Genomic DNA, 16,245 nt, shown 5'->3' with positions numbered 1-16,245 from the left:
GGCATAAAAAGTTCGTGATACCTCTGGTCTTTGCTCAAAAAATCGCTATATAATTTATTATATAGCGATTGGAGGTTATGCATGGACAACCATTTTGGAAAAGGCCTGATGGCCGGATTAAACGCCTCAAGTGCGGACAGCGCACGCTCAGTGGCGAATTTTTGTGCGGATTATAAGCGTGGTTTTGTGTTGGGATTTTCACATCGCATGTTTGAAAAAACGGGCGATCGACAGCTTAGCGCGTGGGAAGCGGGCATCCTCACGCGTCGCTATGGACTGGATAAAGAGATGGTTATGGATTTCTTTAGAGAGAATCAATCCAGTACAACAATTCGTTTTTTCATGGCTGGCTATCGACTCGAAGCTTGATCCGAAAGGGGTATTATCTTGCTTTAATTAATTACACTATTGACCTACGCCTTCGTTTTGTTGCTCCGTCGAAGTATTATAATGCACATAACCATATAAAAAGTGTGGTAATGGCGCGCCGATCGCAATATGCAACATGCGAATGGTGCAAAATAAAAGCCAGGTCTTCGCAACGGAATAACTATAAAATGACTGGAGATAACTCTCTCATCAATTCGAGCGGCATTAATCGCCGTGATTTCATGAAGCTTTGTGCAGCACTGGCCGCTACCATGGGGCTCAGTAGCAAAGCCGCCGCAGAAATGGCCGAATCAGTTTCTCGTCCTCAGCGCCCACCGGTTATCTGGATTGGTGCCCAGGAGTGTACGGGTTGTACTGAATCGCTGCTTCGCGCGACACACCCTACAGTGGAAAACCTCGTTCTGGAGACAATCTCTCTGGAATACCATGAGGTGCTCTCTGCCGCCTTCGGCCATCAGGTTGAAGAGAACAAACATAACGCTCTGGAGAAGTACAAAGGGCAATATGTTCTGGTAGTAGATGGATCTATCCCACTGAAAGATAATGGTATTTACTGCATGGTTGCCGGTGAGCCGATCGTGGATCACATCCGCCGGGCCGCAGAGGGCGCAGCCGCTATCATTGCCATCGGCTCTTGCGCCGCGTGGGGTGGTGTTGCTGCCGCTGGCGTTAACCCAACGGGTGCCGTCGGCCTGCAAGAAGTTCTGCCAGGCAAAACCATCATCAACATCCCCGGCTGTCCGCCGAACCCGCATAACTTCCTCGCAACGGTCGCCCATATCATCACTTACGGTAAGCCGCCGAAGCTGGATACCAAAAACCGTCCGACATTCGCCTATGGCCGTTTGATTCACGAGCACTGCGAACGTCGCCCGCACTTCGATGCTGGTCGTTTTGCGAAAGAGTTTGGCGATGAAGGCCACCGTGAAGGTTGGTGCCTCTACCATCTGGGCTGTAAAGGGCCAGAAACCTACGGCAACTGTTCAACGCTGCAATTCTGCGACGTTGGCGGCGTGTGGCCGGTGGCTATTGGTCACCCTTGCTACGGCTGCAACGAAGAAGGCGTCGGTTTCCATAAAGGTATTCACCAGCTTGCTCATGTGGAAAACCAAACGCCGCGTTCCGAGAAGCCTGACGTCAATATGAAAGAAGGCGGTAATGTATCTGCCGGAGCGATTGGACTGCTGGGTGGCGTAGTAGGACTGGTTGCCGGCGTCAGCGTGATGGCGGTACGTGAACTGGGGCGTCAGCAAAAGAAAGATAACGCTGACTCACGGGGAGAATAACCGTGAACAGACGTAACTTTATTAAAGCAGCCTCCAGCGGGGCATTGCTGTTGGGCGCAGCGCCGTCCATCAGTCATGCGGCTGCAGAAAACCGTCCGCCGATCCCGGGTTCTCTTGGGATGCTCTATGACTCGACGCTGTGCGTAGGCTGCCAGGCCTGTGTCACCAAGTGTCAGGATATCAACTTCCCGGCCCGTAACCCGGAAGGCGAGCAAACCTGGTCGAACAACGACAAACTGTCTCCGTATACCAATAACATCATCCAGGTGTGGCGTAGCGGAACAGGCGTGAACAAAGACCAGGAAGAAAATGGCTACGCATACATCAAGAAACAGTGCATGCACTGTGTTGATCCGAACTGCGTTTCCGTTTGCCCGGTCTCCGCGCTGAAGAAAGATCCGAAAACCGGCATCGTCCATTATGACAAAGACGTCTGCACGGGCTGTCGTTACTGCATGGTCGCCTGCCCGTACAACGTGCCTAAGTACGACTACAACAACCCGTTTGGTGCGCTTCACAAATGTGAACTGTGTAACCAGAAAGGCGTTGAGCGTCTGGACAAAGGCGGTTTGCCGGGTTGTGTTGAAGTGTGCCCAGCCGGTGCGGTGATTTTTGGTACCCGTGAAGAGTTGATGGCTGAGGCGAAAAAACGTCTCGCGCTGAAGCCTGGCAGCGAATACCACTATCCGCGTCAAACGGTGAAAGCAGGCGATACCTATCTGCATACGGTACCGAAGTACTACCCACACCTGTACGGTGAGAAAGAAGGTGGTGGTACACAGGTTATGGTGCTGACGGGTGTTCCTTACGAGGATTTGGATCTGCCGAAGCTGGATGATCTTTCAACTGGTGCGCGTTCCGAACATGTTCAACATTCCCTGTACAAGGGCATGATATTACCCCTGGCTGCGCTGGCGGGCTTAACCGTGCTGGTTCGTCGTAACACGAAAAACGACCATCACGATGGAGGAGACGATCATGAGTCATGATCCTAAACCGCTGGGCGGAAAAATAATCAGCAAACCGGTCATTATTTTTGGGCCGCTTATCGTCCTGTGTATGCTCCTGATCGTGAAACGTCTGGTCTTCGGATTGGGCTCAGTCTCCGATCTGAACGGCGGTTTCCCATGGGGTGTATGGATCGCGTTTGACCTGTTGATTGGTACTGGCTTTGCGTGCGGCGGTTGGGCGCTGGCGTGGGCGGTGTATGTTTTCAACAGAGGACAATACCATCCGCTGGTACGTCCGGCGCTGTTGGCGAGCCTGTTTGGCTACTCGCTGGGTGGTCTGTCAATCACCATCGACGTCGGTCGTTACTGGAACCTGCCGTATTTCTACATTCCGGGTCACTTCAACGTGAATTCGGTACTGTTCGAAACGGCGGTCTGTATGACCATCTATATCGGCATCATGGCGCTGGAATTTGCTCCGGCTCTGTTTGAACGTCTGGGGTGGAAAGTTTCTCTCAAGCGTTTGAATAAAGTGATGTTCTTTGTTATTGCCCTCGGCGCGCTGCTGCCAACCATGCACCAGTCTTCAATGGGTTCATTGATGATTTCTGCGGGTTATAAGGTGCATCCGCTTTGGCAAGCTTATGAAATGTTGCCGCTTTTCTCGGTATTAACCGCCTTTATTATGGGCTTCTCGATCGTCATCTTTGAAGGCTCACTGGTACAAGCGGGTCTGAAAGGTAACGGTCCGGACGAGAAAAGTTTGTTCATCAAGCTGACGAACACCATCAGCGTGCTGCTGGCGATTTTCGTGATTCTGCGCTTTGGCGAACTGATCTATCGCGACAAGCTGTCGTATGCGTTTGCAGGCGATTTCTACTCAGCCATGTTCTGGCTTGAGGTCGTGCTGATGGTCTTCCCGCTGGTGGTGCTGCGCGTCACTAAGCTGCGTAATGATTCGCGCATGCTGTATCTGTCTGCGCTGAGCGCATTGCTGGGTTGTGCAACATGGCGTCTGTCCTATTCGCTGGTGGCGTTCAATCCTGGTGGTGGCTACCACTACTTCCCGACCTGGGAAGAACTGTTGATTTCTATTGGTTTTGTGGCTATTGAGATTTGTGCATACATCGTACTCATTCGTCTACTGCCGATACTTCCTCCTTTAAAACAAAACGATCAAAATCGTCATGAGGCGAGCAAAGCATGAGCCAGAGAATTACTATTGATCCGGTAACCCGTATTGAGGGTCATTTACGCATCGACTGCGAAATCGAAAATGGCGTGGTATCTAAAGCATGGGCTTCCGGTACCATGTGGCGCGGCATGGAAGAGATCGTGAAAAACCGCGATCCGCGCGATGCCTGGATGATTGTGCAGCGTATCTGTGGCGTTTGTACGACCACTCACGCTATCTCTTCCGTTCGTGCAGCAGAAAGTGCGCTGAATATTGATGTTCCGGTGAACGCACAGTATATCCGTAACATCATTCTGGCCGCGCACACCACGCACGACCATATTGTTCACTTCTATCAGCTGTCTGCGCTGGACTGGGTGGATATCACCTCTGCCCTGAAAGCTGACCCAGCGAAAGCATCTGCCATGCTGAACGGCGTGTCCTCCTGGCACCTGAACAGCGCAGAAGAGTTCACCAAGGTTCAGAACAAGATCAAAGATCTTGTTGCCAGCGGTCAGTTAGGCATTTTTGCTAACGGTTGCTGGGGTCACCCGGCAATGCAGCTGCCGCCGGAAGTGAACCTGATTGCGGTCGCTCACTATCTGCAGGCGCTGGAATGCCAGCGTGATGCCAACCGCGTTGTGGCGCTGTTGGGCGGTAAAACGCCGCACATCCAGAACCTGGCTGTAGGTGGGGTTGCTAACCCGATTAACCTCGACGGTCTTGGCGTGCTGAACCTTGAGCGTCTGATGTACATCAAGTCATTCATTGATAAGCTGAGCGACTTCGTTGAGCAGGTTTACAAGGTTGATACCGCGGTCATTGCTGCGTTCTACCCTGAATGGCTGGAACGTGGTCAGGGCGCGGTTAACTACCTGAGCGCGCCGGAATTCCCGACTGACGGTAAAAACGGCAGCTTCCTGTTCCCGGGTGGTTACATTACTAATGAAGATCTGTCGACCTATCGTCCGATCACCTCTCACTCCGATGAGTACCTGATCAAAGGGATTCAGGAGAGCGCGAAACACGCGTGGTACAAAGACGAAGCGCCGCAGGCTCCGTGGGAAGGTACAACGGTTCCTGATTACACCGGTTGGTCAGATGACGGCAAGTACTCCTGGGTTAAAGCACCGACCTTCTACGGTAAAACGGTTGAAGTGGGTCCGCTGGCCAACATGCTGTGTAAACTGGCGGCCAAACGCGAGTCTACTCATGCCAAGCTGAATGAAATCATCGCGATTTACACCAAGCTGACCGGTAAAACTATCGAAGTGTCTCAACTGCACTCTACGCTGGGTCGTATTATTGGCCGTACCGTTCACTGCTGTGAACTGCAGAACGTTCTGCAGGATCAGTACAACGCGCTGATCGTGAACATCGGTAAAGGCGACCATACCACCTTCGTGAAACCGGATATTCCGGCAACGGGCGAATTCAAAGGTGTTGGTTTCCTCGAAGCGCCGCGCGGTATGCTGTCTCACTGGATGGTCATTAAAGATGGCATTATCAGCAACTACCAGGCGGTTGTACCGTCAACCTGGAACTCTGGCCCACGTAACTTTAATGATGAAGTGGGACCGTATGAGCGCTCGCTGGTAGGTACGCCGATTGCCGATCCAAACAAACCGCTGGAAGTGGTTCGTACCATTCACTCCTTCGATCCTTGTATGTCATGTGCGGTGCATGTGGTGGACGTTGACGGGAACGAAGTGGTCTCAGTTAAGGTTCTGTAATGCGGATATTAGTCTTAGGGGTCGGCAATATTTTGCTGACCGACGAAGCCATCGGAGTACGTATCGTTGAGGCATTAGAGCAACGGTACATCCTGCCAGACTTTGTTGATGTTCTGGACGGTGGTACGGCTGGGATGGAGCTTCTCGGCGATATGGCGAACAGAGATCATCTGATCATTGCTGACGCCATTGTGTCGAAGAAAAACACGCCAGGAACGATGATGGTCCTGCGGGATGAAGAGATCCCGGCGCTGTTTACCAACAAAATCTCACCGCACCAGCTTGGCCTGGCCGACGTTTTGTCGGCCCTGCGTTTCACCGGAGAGTTTCCGAAAAAGCTGACGTTAGTCGGCATTATTCCGGAATCACTGGAGCCGCATATCGGGCTAACGCCAACGGTCGAAGCGATGATTGAACCTGCGCTTGAGCAGGTTCTTGCTGCGCTTCGCGAATCAGGTGTTGAAGCGATCCCTCGGGAGGCGGCTCATGTCTGAGGAGTTTGTCGGTTTTCAGACGGCCCCGAAGATGCAGATTCAGGCAGCGTTTGAAGAGGTTGCCCGGCGTTCGATGCACGATCTCTCTTTCTTGCATCCGAATATGCCGGTATATGTCTCTGATTTTACGCTGTTTGAAGGGCAGTGGACGGGGTGTGTTATCACACCCTGGATGCTCAGCGCACTGATTTTCCCTGGACCAGACCAGGTCTGGCCGGTACGTAAAGTCAGCGAAAAAATCGGGCTGCGTCTGCCGTATGGCGAGATGACCTTTACCGTTGGTGAACTGGAGGGCGTATCACAATACCTTTCCTGTTCACTGATGTCGCCGCTTTCGCACAGCATGTCTGCGCAAGAAGGTGTGCGCCTGACTGACGATTGTGCGCGAATGCTGTTATCGCTGCCGGTGAGCGATCCAAATGCGCCGCAGCTCAATCGCCGCGCGCTGCTGCTGGGTCGTCGGAACTGCGAAAATGCATGAGCTGTCCCTTTGTCAGAGCGCGGTTGAGATTGTTCAACAGCAGGCAGAGCAGCACGGTGTCAAACGTGTAACCGGCGTTTGGCTGGAAATTGGGGCGCTCTCCTGCGTTGAAGAGAGCGCCGTGCGTTTCAGTTTCGACATCGTCTGTCAGGGGACGCTGGCGCAAGGGTGTGAGCTGCATATTGATTACAAGCCAGCCCAGGCATGGTGCTGGGATTGCAGTCAGGTTGTGGAAATCACCCAGCATGATGCGCAGTGTCCACATTGTCAGGGGGATCGTCTGCGAGTTGATGCGGGCGATTCACTGAAAGTGAAAAGTATTGAAGTCGAATAACCCATAGGTTGCTATGGGGCGGAGTCAGATATGTGTATTGGAGTCCCTGGTCAGGTTCTGGCCGTTGGTGAAGATATTCACCAGCTTGCGCAGGTTGAAGTGTGCGGCATCAAACGTGATGTCAATATTGCCCTGATTTGTGAAGGTGATACGGCTGAGCTGGTCGGGCAATGGGTGCTGGTGCACGTAGGGTTCGCCATGAGCATCATTGATGAAGATGAAGCTAAAGCCACGTTAGACGCACTTCGCCGTATGGAGTACGACGTCACCAGCGCGTGATTTTATGCCGGATGGCGGCGCAAACGCCTTATCCGACCTACGGCATGACATCTTTGTAGGCCTGATAAGACGCCCCGGCGTCGCCATCAGGCATTTTAAGCCTGGCGCTTATCTTCGGTATTGGTATCGAAGTCGCTGGCGTCATGGCGTTCATGAAGCTGCTCGTTCAGCGGTCCGTTGGTACGGTTCACAATACGACCACGCTTAACCGCCGGACGCGACGCAATCTCTTTTGCCCAGCGCTGCACGTGCTTGTAGCTTCCTGCATCAAGGAACTCTGCCGCGTCGTACACGTTACCCAGAACCACATTGCCAAACCACGGCCAGACTGCCATATCGGCAATGGTGTATTCATCTCCGGCGACAAACTGATGCTGCGCTAACTGTTTATCCAACACGTCAAGTAAGCGCTTGGCTTCCATGGTGAAGCGATTAATCGCGTATTCAATTTTAACCGGCGCATAATTATAGAAGTGACCAAAGCCACCGCCAAGGAACGGGGCAGCACCCTGTAACCAGAACAACCAGTTTAGCGTTTCAGTACGTTTTGCCAAATCCTGCGGCAAGAAATAACCATATTTTTCCGCCAGATAGAGTAGGATTGCGCCAGATTCAAATACGCGAACCGGTGGGTTTTGCGAGTGGTCACGCAGTGCCGGGATCTTCGAGTTCGGATTCACCTCAACAAAGCCGCTGGAAAACTGATCTCCATCGCCGATGCGGATAATCCAGGCATCGTATTCCGCGCCCTTCACGCCCTGCGCCAGCAACTCCTCCAGCATAATCGTCACTTTCTGCCCGTTTGGCGTACCCAGCGAATAGAGCTGCAGCGGATGCTTGCCAACCGGCAGCGTTTTCTCGTGTGTAGCGCCGGAAACAGGGCGGTTGATATTGGCGAATGCGCCGCCGTTCGATTTTTCCCACGTCCAGACTTTCGCGGGCTGATAGGTATTGTCTGACATAGTGACCTGCCTTCTGAGTGGTTGTTTGATGCAGTGTAGCAGCCAGGTAGAACTGAATTTAACAGATTGGGACTTTATGCCGTTTTGTGCTGAAAGGGGAAGATAAATCTAACCCGTTCATTGTACCTGGCCCGTACTCCATGAAGAGGAAATCATTGTTGCACGGAAATTGCTACCGTATTCGCCATCAAAAATTGGCGGTGAATAAGCAGTAATAATGAAAAAGGGTGTTCCAGGAGTAAGCGGTTATCAGGGCCCGGCGGGTGGGTGGGGCGCGGTAAAAGCCGTCACTGCTTCGCTGTTTTCGCAAAAGGCTGTCGCCCGCGACATTATCGCGATGTTTAAAATGAACCAGGTGAAAGGATTCGACTGTCCGGGCTGTGCATGGCCGGACCCTGGCCATCGGGCACCGATGGAGCTGTGCGAAAATGGCGTTAAGGCGGTCTCCTGGGAGACTACCAACAAGAAAGCGTCACCGGAATTTTTCAGTCGTAACCCGGTTTCCACACTCTGGCATTACAGCGATTATGAACTGGAAAATATCGGTCGTTTGACGCATCCAATGAAATACGATGCCGCATCAGATACCTGGCAGGCGGTGGATTGGGATATCGCCTTCCAGGAGATCGGCGAGCGTCTGCGCAGCTATGATTCAGCACAACAGGTTGAGTTTTACACCTCCGGCAGAACGTCAAATGAAGCAGCGTTCCTGTATCAGCTGTTTGCCCGCGAATATGGCAGCAGCAACTTCCCTGATTGCTCAAACATGTGCCACGGACCGACCAGCGCAGGGTTAACGCCGGCCATTGGCCTTGGAAAAGGAACCGTTGAACTTGAGGACTTTGACCACTGCGATCTGGTGATTTGTATCGGGCATAACCCTGGCACTAACCATCCGCGCATGCTGACCACCTTACGCGACGTTGCCAAACGCGGGGCTAAAATTATCTCCATTAATCCGCTGAACGAAAGGGGGCTTGAGCGCTTTAGCTTCCCGCAAAGCGCGAAAGAGATGTTCACCGGTCAGGCGACGGCGCTGAGCAACGACTACTACCAGGTAAAAATGGGCGGTGACGCTTCGCTGCTCAAAGGCATCATGAAAGCGCTAATCGAAATGGACGAAGCGCGGATCTTATTGGATCAGCAGCCGACGCTCGATCATGCGTTTATCGAAGAGCATACCGCTGGATATGCCGCGTTGTATGATGACTTACGCCAGCGTAGCTGGGCGGAGCTGGAACAGGACTCGGGTCTGACGCGCAGTCAGATGGAAGATCTGGCGCACAGCTACAGTAAATCCCGCGCCACGATTGTTTGTTACGGCCTGGGCATCACCCAGCATAAAAACGGCACTGAGAACGTCCAGCAACTGGTAAACCTGCTGCTGCTGAAAGGCAATATAGGTAAGCCTGGGGCGGGGATCTGCCCGTTGCGCGGTCATTCTAATGTGCAGGGCGATCGTTCTGTGGGGATCAACGAAGCGGCGTCCGAAGATTTCCTGCAACGCCTTGAGACGTATTTTTCTATCCGTGTTCCGCGCAAACATGGTCGTTCCAGCGTGGAGAGTATTCGGGCCATCGAGCGGGGCGATGCAAAAGCACTCATCTGCATGGGTGGCAATCTGGCGGTGGCGATGCCCCAGCCGCAGCGTACCTTTGCGGCGATGAAAAATCTGGATCTGCAGGTCCATGTGGCGACCAAACTGAACAGATCGCACCTGCTGCTGGCAAAACACAACTATTTGCTCCCCGCGTTGGGTAGAACCGAGCGCGATCTGCAAGCTACGGGCATTCAGTCTGTGACCGTCGAAGACTCGATGTCGATGGTCCACGCGTCCTGTGGCGCGCTGAAGCCGGCTTCCCGCTGGCTAAAATCCGAGCCTGCGATTGTGGCAGGCATGGCGCGCGCAACGCTGCCGCTTTCGCCGATCAACTGGGAAGCGTTAACCGGGGACTACGGGTTGATCCGTGACGTCATTGAAGCCGTGATCCCGGCGTTCCACGATTACAACGCACGTATTGCCGAGCCGGGCGGATTTCGTATGGATACGCCTGCTTCGCGCCGTGAATGGCGAACGGAGAATGGCAAAGCCAACTTTATCGTCAGCCATCAGCGGGCGGTAGAGCGGGAAAATCAGCCTGCCGATACGCTGATACTGGCGACGCTTCGCAGCCACGATCAGTACAACACCACGATTTATGGTATGAACGATCGCTATCGTGGCATTACTGGTCGTCGGGATGTGGTGTTTTTAAGCGCCGAAGAAGCGATGAGCCGCGGTCTGAGTCAGGGTGATGTGGTCAACGTTCAGGCGCTGGACGACAACGGTCAGCCCTGCGCGGATCGCATCATGTACGGCTTAACGGTGGTAATTTACAACATGGCGGCGGGCTCAATTGGCGCGTATCTGCCTGAAGCGAATGTCCTGCTCTCGTTGGACGCGGTGGATACACAAAGTTTGACTCCGGCCTATAAAAGCGTGCCGGTAATCCTTACTCAAGTGTAGTTCCTGTTGTGAATTTTTCGCCTCTGAGCGCCAGCCGCTGCGTTGAGGTGTATGATGATGTCGACCTCTGTCCGGTTAGTGTCGCAGAGCAGGTAATCAGAGCGAAAAATTCACGCCAACCTGCTCAGGCTGTATTGTTTTGAGGTAAGGTGCATGAGCAAAGGAACGACCAGTCAGGATGCCCCATTCGGGACATTATTGGGCTACGCCCCAGGTGGCGTAGCAATCTACTCTTCAGATTACAGCTCCCTCGACCCGCGGGACTACGACGATGATGCGGCATTTCGCAGCTATATCGACGACGAATACATGGGCCACAAATGGCAGTGCGTAGAGTTCGCACGCCGCTTTCTCTTCCTTAACTATGGTGTGGTCTTCACTGATGTAGGCATGGCCTGGGAGATCTTCTCCTTACGCTTCCTGCGCGAAGTGGTGAACGACAATATCCTGCCGTTACAGGCATTTCCCAATGGTTCACCCCGCGCACCGGTAGCAGGCGCGTTGCTTATCTGGCAAAAAGGCGGCGAATTTAAAGATACCGGGCATGTGGCGGTCGTTACCCAGTTGCTGGAAAACAAAATCCGTATTGCCGAACAGAACGTGCTCCATACGCCGCTGCCTCCCGGACAGCAGTGGACCCGCGAGCTGGAGATGGTGGTTGAAAACGGTTGCTACACTCTGCGGGATACCTTTGACGACACCACCATCCTTGGCTGGATGATCCAGACCGAGGATACTCGTTACAGCCTGCCGCAGCCGGAGATCGCCAGTGACTCACTGAAAATTGGCGGCGCGCGACTGGAAGATAACGGGCAGTTTGACGGTAAATGGCTGGATGAACAGGATCCGCTGCAAAAAGCCTACGTGCTGGCGAATGGGCATGTGATTAATCAGGATCCGCATCAGTACTTCACCATTACCGAAAGTGCCGAGCAGGAGCTGATCAAAGCCACTAACGAGCTGCACCTGATGTACTTGCACGCGACCGACAAGGTGCTGAAAGACGATAACTTGCTGGCACTGTTCGATATTCCGAAAATCCTCTGGCCGCGCTTGCGCCTTTCCTGGCAGCGTCGTCGGCATCATATGATTACGGGTCGTATGGATTTCTGTATGGATGAACGTGGACTGAAGGTGTATGAGTACAACGCCGATTCCGCCTCGTGCCATACCGAAGCTGGCTTGATTCTCGAAAGATGGGCTGAGCGGGGCTACACAGGGCAGGGACACAACCCGGCTGAAGGGTTGATCAACGAACTGGCGGGTGCCTGGAAGCACAGCCGCGCACGTCCGTTTGTCCACATCATGCAGGATAAGGATATCGAAGAAAACTATCACGCGCAGTTTATGCAGCAGGCGCTGCGTCAGGCCGGGTTTGACAGCAAAATTCTGCGTGGCCTCGATGAGCTACGTTGGGATGATGCCGGTCAACTGATTGACGGTGACGGCCGCCTGGTGAACTGTGTCTGGAAAACCTGGGCGTGGGAAACCGCGATTGAGCAGGTGCGAGAGGTCAGCGAAACGGAGTACGCCGCGGTACCAATTCGTACCGGGCATACGAATCAGGAAGTGCGTTTAATCGACGTGTTGCTGCGCCCGGAAGTGCTGGTCTTCGAACCTCTGTGGACGGTGATCCCAGGCAACAAAGCGATATTGCCAATCCTCTGGCAGCTTTTCCCGCACCACCGCTATCTGCTTGATACCGATTTCACTGTTAATGAAGAGCTGGCACAAACCGGTTATGCGGTGAAACCCATTGCAGGACGTTGTGGCAGCAACATCGATCTGGTGAGCCATCAGGAAGAGCTACTGGATAAAACCAGCGGTAAGTTTGCCGAGCAGAAGAACATTTATCAGCAGCTTTGGTGTTTGCCAAACATTGCCGGTAAATATATTCAGGTTTGTACCTTCACCGTAGGCGGTAACTACGGCGGTACCTGCCTGCGCGGCGACGAATCACTGGTGATTAAAAAAGAGAGCGATATCGAACCGCTGATTGTGGTGAAGGAATAATCGCAACCCCCTGTGGTGGTGATGTTACTACCACGGGGTTATTTGATGGGAATAATTTTAGAAATACTCCAAAGCAAAAACCCGCCTTTTGGGCGGGTTCTTTGAATAGTGGTGCCCGGACTCGGAATCGAACCAAGGACACGGGGATTTTCAATCCCCTGCTCTACCGACTGAGCTATCCGGGCAACGAGGCGCATTAAACCCGATTCACTTCGTTTCGTCAACGAAATTTCTTCAAATCAATGCAGACTGCACAATCTATCACCACATTGTTGCTATTGCACGCATTCTCAGGCAAAAAAAGCCGTCCACGCTGCGGAAAGCGGCATTGCCAGTAGAAGGGCAGGAAGCATATTCACCACCGCAAACATTTTAATGCCGCAAATCCGCAAACCGGTTGCAAGTAGCAACAGTCCGCCTACAGCGCTGAAATCGGCCATCATGGCTGGGGTTGTCAGCGGTAAAATCAGAGCTGCACAGGTGGCAAGCGTCAACTGAATTGCCAGCATCGGTATGAAAATGGCAGACACGGCGATCCCTAGCGAGCAGGCGAAGATAATAGCGGTGAAGAAATCGAGAAATGACTTGGCGATTAAAATATTAGGATCGCCGGTCATCCCTTCATGGATCGCCCCGAATATCCCGGTCCCGCTGGCGCAAAACAACACGATGATCGCCACATAGCTTTGGATAAAGGATTCGTGTGTTGCATTGGCATCCGATTTGGTGAAAAGCTGTTGCGCTTTGGCAACCGCGGCATTGATTCCTTTTTCCAGATGGCAGAATTCGCCAATTAATGCACCGATCAGTGTCGCCAGAACCATCACCGGCAAGTTAACGCATTTGATAACCAACAAGATACCAATTCCCAACGAGCACAACCCGAATATTGAGGTCATTGAGATCCGAATACGTTCGGGTAAGTGCTGACTGAGCAGCGCGCCGAGAACACCGCCTAATAAAATGGCGCTGGCATTAATAAAGGGTCCGATTACCACGTTTGCTCCTGCATACCCATTATCGTCTTGATGTTAAAGGCAACTGTTTGGGTGAAATTATGTTTCAGATTGCATTATTATGCCGCTATTGTCAGACGAAATGCTTGTTTATCTGTGAGGTTTAAGCACAGGATTTTATCTTGCGCCAGTAGGTGAAAGGTGCCATGATTGCGCGAATTTTCTCCTGTCTGAATGGGGCTGCCTGGGATGATATTACTCCCCCTACATCGCCTTCAACATCGCCTTCAACATCGCCTTTTTGCGCGACGTTCGCCCCTTCCTGCGACTTATCTTCACGCTCTCACCATGCGGTGAGGGCAGCGTACGCTCACTGCAGGATAACAGTAAGATCAGAGGCTATCTGCTTTTACTGATGTCTGGCGGTCGGGGCTGGTAAACAGTTTGACCCGTCATTTCGTGGGCAAAGCAATGCGGCTTTGCCCGGGACTTTTGATTTTCCCGAAACGGGTTATTGCGCTTATGAAATCAATGAAAATTGCCGCCAGTGGTGAACTGGCTTCTCGTCTTTCCAGCCATCGCCAGGTGGTTGCGCTGGACAGCACCGATTTTACTGACGTCGCGGCAGTCGTCATTACCGTTGCGGACAGCCGCAGTGGGATCCTGGCTTTGCTGAAACGCACTGGTTTTCATATACCGGTGTTTTTGTTCGCAGAGTCTGATGTCGATGTACCTGCGGGCGTTAACGCGGTGATTTGCGGTCAGGCTCAGGACTGGCTGGAGCTGGAGTCTGCTGCCTGTCAGTATGAGGAAGAGTTGCTGCCGCCGTTCTATGACACGCTTACCCAGTATGTCGAAATGGGGAACAGCACGTTTGCCTGCCCGGGACACCAGCACGGTGAGTTTTTTAAGAAGCATCCGGCGGGCAGACATTTCTATGAGTTCTTTGGCGAGAACCTGTTCCGCGCGGATATGTGCAACGCTGACGTTAAGCTGGGCGATCTGCTGATTCATGAGGGATCAGCGAAACATGCGCAGAAATTTGCCGCGAAAGTTTTCCACGCGGATAAAACCTACTTTGTGCTGAACGGGACCTCTGCGGCGAATAAAGTGGTGACCAATGCGCTGCTGACGCGCGGCGATCTGGTGCTGTTTGACCGCAACAACCATAAGTCGAACCACCACGGTGCGCTGATCCAGGCGGGCGCGACGCCGGTTTATCTGGAAGCGGCGCGTAATCCGTTTGGCTTTATTGGCGGCATTGACGAGCACTGCTTCGATGAGGCGTATCTTCGCCAGCAACTGCGTGACGTTGCACCGCACAAGGCTGACCAGCCGCGTCCGTTCCGTCTTGCAATCATTCAGCTTGGTACCTATGACGGTACGATCTACAACGCCCGGCAGGTGATCGACAAGATCGGTAGCCTGTGCGATTACATCCTGTTTGATTCTGCCTGGGTTGGCTACGAGCAATTTATTCCGATGATGGCCGATGGGTCACCGCTGCTACTGGAGCTCAATGCTGACGATCCGGGGATCTTTGTCACCCAATCGGTACACAAACAGCAGGCCGGATTCTCGCAAACCTCGCAGATCCACAAAAAGGATAACCATATTCGCGGTCAGGCGCGGTTCTGTCCGCATAAGCGTCTGAACAATGCATTTATGCTGCATGCTTCCACTAGTCCGTTTTACCCGCTGTTTGCGGCGCTGGATGTTAACGCTAAAATCCATGAAGGCGAGAGCGGGCGTCGGCTATGGGCGGAGTGTGTAGCGCTGGGCATTGAGGCCCGTAAAGCGATTCTTACCCACTGTAAGATGATTCAGCCGTTTATTCCTCCGGTAGTTGATGGTAAGCCGTGGGAAAGCTATCCGACGCAGGTGATTGCCAGCGAGCGCCGCTTCTTTAGCTTTGAACCGGGTGCTAAATGGCATGGTTTTTCCGGCTACGCGCGCGACCAGTACTTCGTTGATCCCTGCAAGCTGTTGTTAACTACTCCGGGCATTGATGCGCAAACCGGGCAATATACTGAGTTTGGTATTCCGGCGACGATTCTGGCGCATTACCTGCGTGAAAACGGCATTGTTCCGGAGAAATGCGACCTTAACTCGATTCTGTTCCTGCTGACCCCGGCAGAAAGCACCGAGAAACTGGCGCAACTGGTGGCGATGCTGGCGCAGTTTGAGCAGCATATTGAGGACGATACGCCGCTGGCAGATGTGCTGCCCACCATCTTCAACAAGTATCCGGTACGCTATCGGGATTACACGCTGCGTGAACTGTGTCAGGAGATGCACGATTTATACGTCAGCTTTGATGTGAAGGATCTGCAAAAAGCGATGTTCCGACAGGAGAGTTTGCCTGCCGTGGCGATGAACCCGCAGGATGCCAACAGCGCCTTTATCCGTGGTGATGTCGAACTGGTGCGTATTTGTGATGCCGCAGGTCGCGTTGCGGCAGAAGGTGCGCTGCCTTATCCTCCAGGCGTTCTGTGCGTGGTACCGGGCGAAATCTGGGGCGGGGCGGTGCAACGTTATTTCCTGGCGCTGGAAGAGGGTGTTAACCTGCTGCCGGGCTTCTCGCCGGAGCTGCAAGGTGTGTACAGTGAAACGGATGCAGACGGTATTAAGCGTCTGTATGGATATGTTGTGAAGTAAGCGCAAAAAAAAACGGGTTACCTTTTGGC

Annotated in this window: 14 protein-coding genes and 1 tRNA gene; 12 read left to right on the top strand and 3 right to left on the bottom strand. The window is 53.0% G+C overall.

Annotated features, from left to right (window positions below):
- Positions 1-81 precede the first annotated feature (81 nt).
- The 9 genes from G4551_RS19910 to hybG all read left to right on the top strand — a co-directional run bounded on the left by G4551_RS19910 (position 82) and on the right by hybG (position 7,121).
- Positions 82-369 carry a DUF2623 family protein gene (locus G4551_RS19910; RefSeq protein ID WP_003838189.1) on the top strand — a complete coding sequence of 96 codons (288 nt, stop codon included), beginning with the start codon at positions 82-84 and terminating at the stop codon, positions 367-369.
- Positions 370-557: 188 nt separating this feature from the next.
- Positions 558-1,676: a hydrogenase 2 small subunit gene (gene hybO / locus G4551_RS19905; protein ID WP_003024486.1), complete on the top strand. Its 1,119-nt coding sequence runs from the start codon at positions 558-560 to the stop codon at positions 1,674-1,676.
- Positions 1,677-1,678: 2 nt separating this feature from the next.
- Positions 1,679-2,665, top strand: coding sequence for a hydrogenase 2 operon protein HybA (gene hybA / locus G4551_RS19900; protein ID WP_003828357.1), 987 nt, complete (start codon positions 1,679-1,681; stop codon positions 2,663-2,665).
- Positions 2,655-3,833: a Ni/Fe-hydrogenase cytochrome b subunit gene (gene hybB, locus G4551_RS19895; RefSeq protein WP_003838191.1), complete on the top strand. Its 1,179-nt coding sequence runs from the start codon at positions 2,655-2,657 to the stop codon at positions 3,831-3,833. Before hybA ends, hybB begins: the two co-directional genes overlap by 11 nt.
- The gene (gene hybC / locus G4551_RS19890; protein ID WP_003024476.1) at positions 3,830-5,533 is read left to right on the top strand and encodes a hydrogenase 2 large subunit; all 1,704 of its coding nucleotides are present in this window, start codon (positions 3,830-3,832) and stop codon (positions 5,531-5,533) included. The genes hybB and hybC overlap by 4 nt, the downstream gene beginning before the upstream one ends.
- Positions 5,533-6,027 carry a HyaD/HybD family hydrogenase maturation endopeptidase gene (locus tag G4551_RS19885; RefSeq protein ID WP_003024473.1) on the top strand — a complete coding sequence of 165 codons (495 nt, stop codon included), beginning with the start codon at positions 5,533-5,535 and terminating at the stop codon, positions 6,025-6,027. The genes hybC and G4551_RS19885 overlap by 1 nt, the downstream gene beginning before the upstream one ends.
- Positions 6,020-6,508, top strand: coding sequence for a hydrogenase-2 assembly chaperone (gene hybE, locus G4551_RS19880; RefSeq protein WP_003024465.1), 489 nt, complete (start codon positions 6,020-6,022; stop codon positions 6,506-6,508). The genes G4551_RS19885 and hybE overlap by 8 nt, the downstream gene beginning before the upstream one ends.
- Complete coding sequence (hypA, locus tag G4551_RS19875; RefSeq protein ID WP_003024462.1) at positions 6,501-6,842, top strand: hydrogenase maturation nickel metallochaperone HypA; 342 nt, start codon at positions 6,501-6,503, stop codon at positions 6,840-6,842. Before hybE ends, hypA begins: the two co-directional genes overlap by 8 nt.
- Before the next feature lie 30 nt (positions 6,843-6,872).
- On the top strand, positions 6,873-7,121 hold the full coding sequence (gene hybG, locus G4551_RS19870) for a hydrogenase maturation factor HybG (RefSeq protein ID WP_003024459.1): 249 nt from the start codon (positions 6,873-6,875) through the stop codon (positions 7,119-7,121).
- 95 nt (positions 7,122-7,216) lie between these two features.
- Here hybG and yghU read toward each other — a convergent pair whose 3' ends face one another.
- The gene (gene yghU, locus G4551_RS19865; protein WP_003838197.1) at positions 7,217-8,083 is read right to left on the bottom strand and encodes a glutathione-dependent disulfide-bond oxidoreductase; all 867 of its coding nucleotides are present in this window, start codon (positions 8,081-8,083) and stop codon (positions 7,217-7,219) included.
- Positions 8,084-8,300: 217 nt separating this feature from the next.
- On the opposite strand from yghU, the gene G4551_RS19860 reads away from it, so the two are divergent.
- Both G4551_RS19860 and gss read left to right on the top strand, forming a co-directional pair.
- Positions 8,301-10,589: an FdhF/YdeP family oxidoreductase gene (locus tag G4551_RS19860; protein ID WP_003838198.1), complete on the top strand. Its 2,289-nt coding sequence runs from the start codon at positions 8,301-8,303 to the stop codon at positions 10,587-10,589.
- 153 nt (positions 10,590-10,742) lie between these two features.
- The gene (gss, locus tag G4551_RS19855) at positions 10,743-12,602 is read left to right on the top strand and encodes a bifunctional glutathionylspermidine amidase/synthase (protein WP_003838200.1); all 1,860 of its coding nucleotides are present in this window, start codon (positions 10,743-10,745) and stop codon (positions 12,600-12,602) included.
- Between the two features lie 109 nt (positions 12,603-12,711).
- Here gss and G4551_RS19850 read toward each other — a convergent pair.
- Both G4551_RS19850 and G4551_RS19845 read right to left on the bottom strand, forming a co-directional pair.
- Positions 12,712-12,787 (bottom strand) — tRNA-Phe (locus G4551_RS19850).
- A 105-nt stretch (positions 12,788-12,892) separates the two neighbouring features.
- Complete coding sequence (locus G4551_RS19845; protein WP_003838201.1) at positions 12,893-13,600, bottom strand: DUF554 domain-containing protein; 708 nt, start codon at positions 13,598-13,600, stop codon at positions 12,893-12,895.
- A 480-nt stretch (positions 13,601-14,080) separates the two neighbouring features.
- Here G4551_RS19845 and G4551_RS19840 point away from each other — a divergent pair, with 480 nt between their 5' ends.
- Entirely contained in the window at positions 14,081-16,216 is a 2,136-nt protein-coding gene (locus G4551_RS19840; protein ID WP_003838203.1) for an ornithine decarboxylase, read from the top strand.
- Positions 16,217-16,245 lie beyond the last annotated feature (29 nt).

The sequence above is a fragment of the Citrobacter freundii ATCC 8090 = MTCC 1658 = NBRC 12681 genome (genome assembly GCF_011064845.1).
Lineage (GTDB): Bacteria > Pseudomonadota > Gammaproteobacteria > Enterobacterales > Enterobacteriaceae > Citrobacter > Citrobacter freundii.
This window is presented reverse-complemented; position numbering and strand designations above follow the sequence as displayed.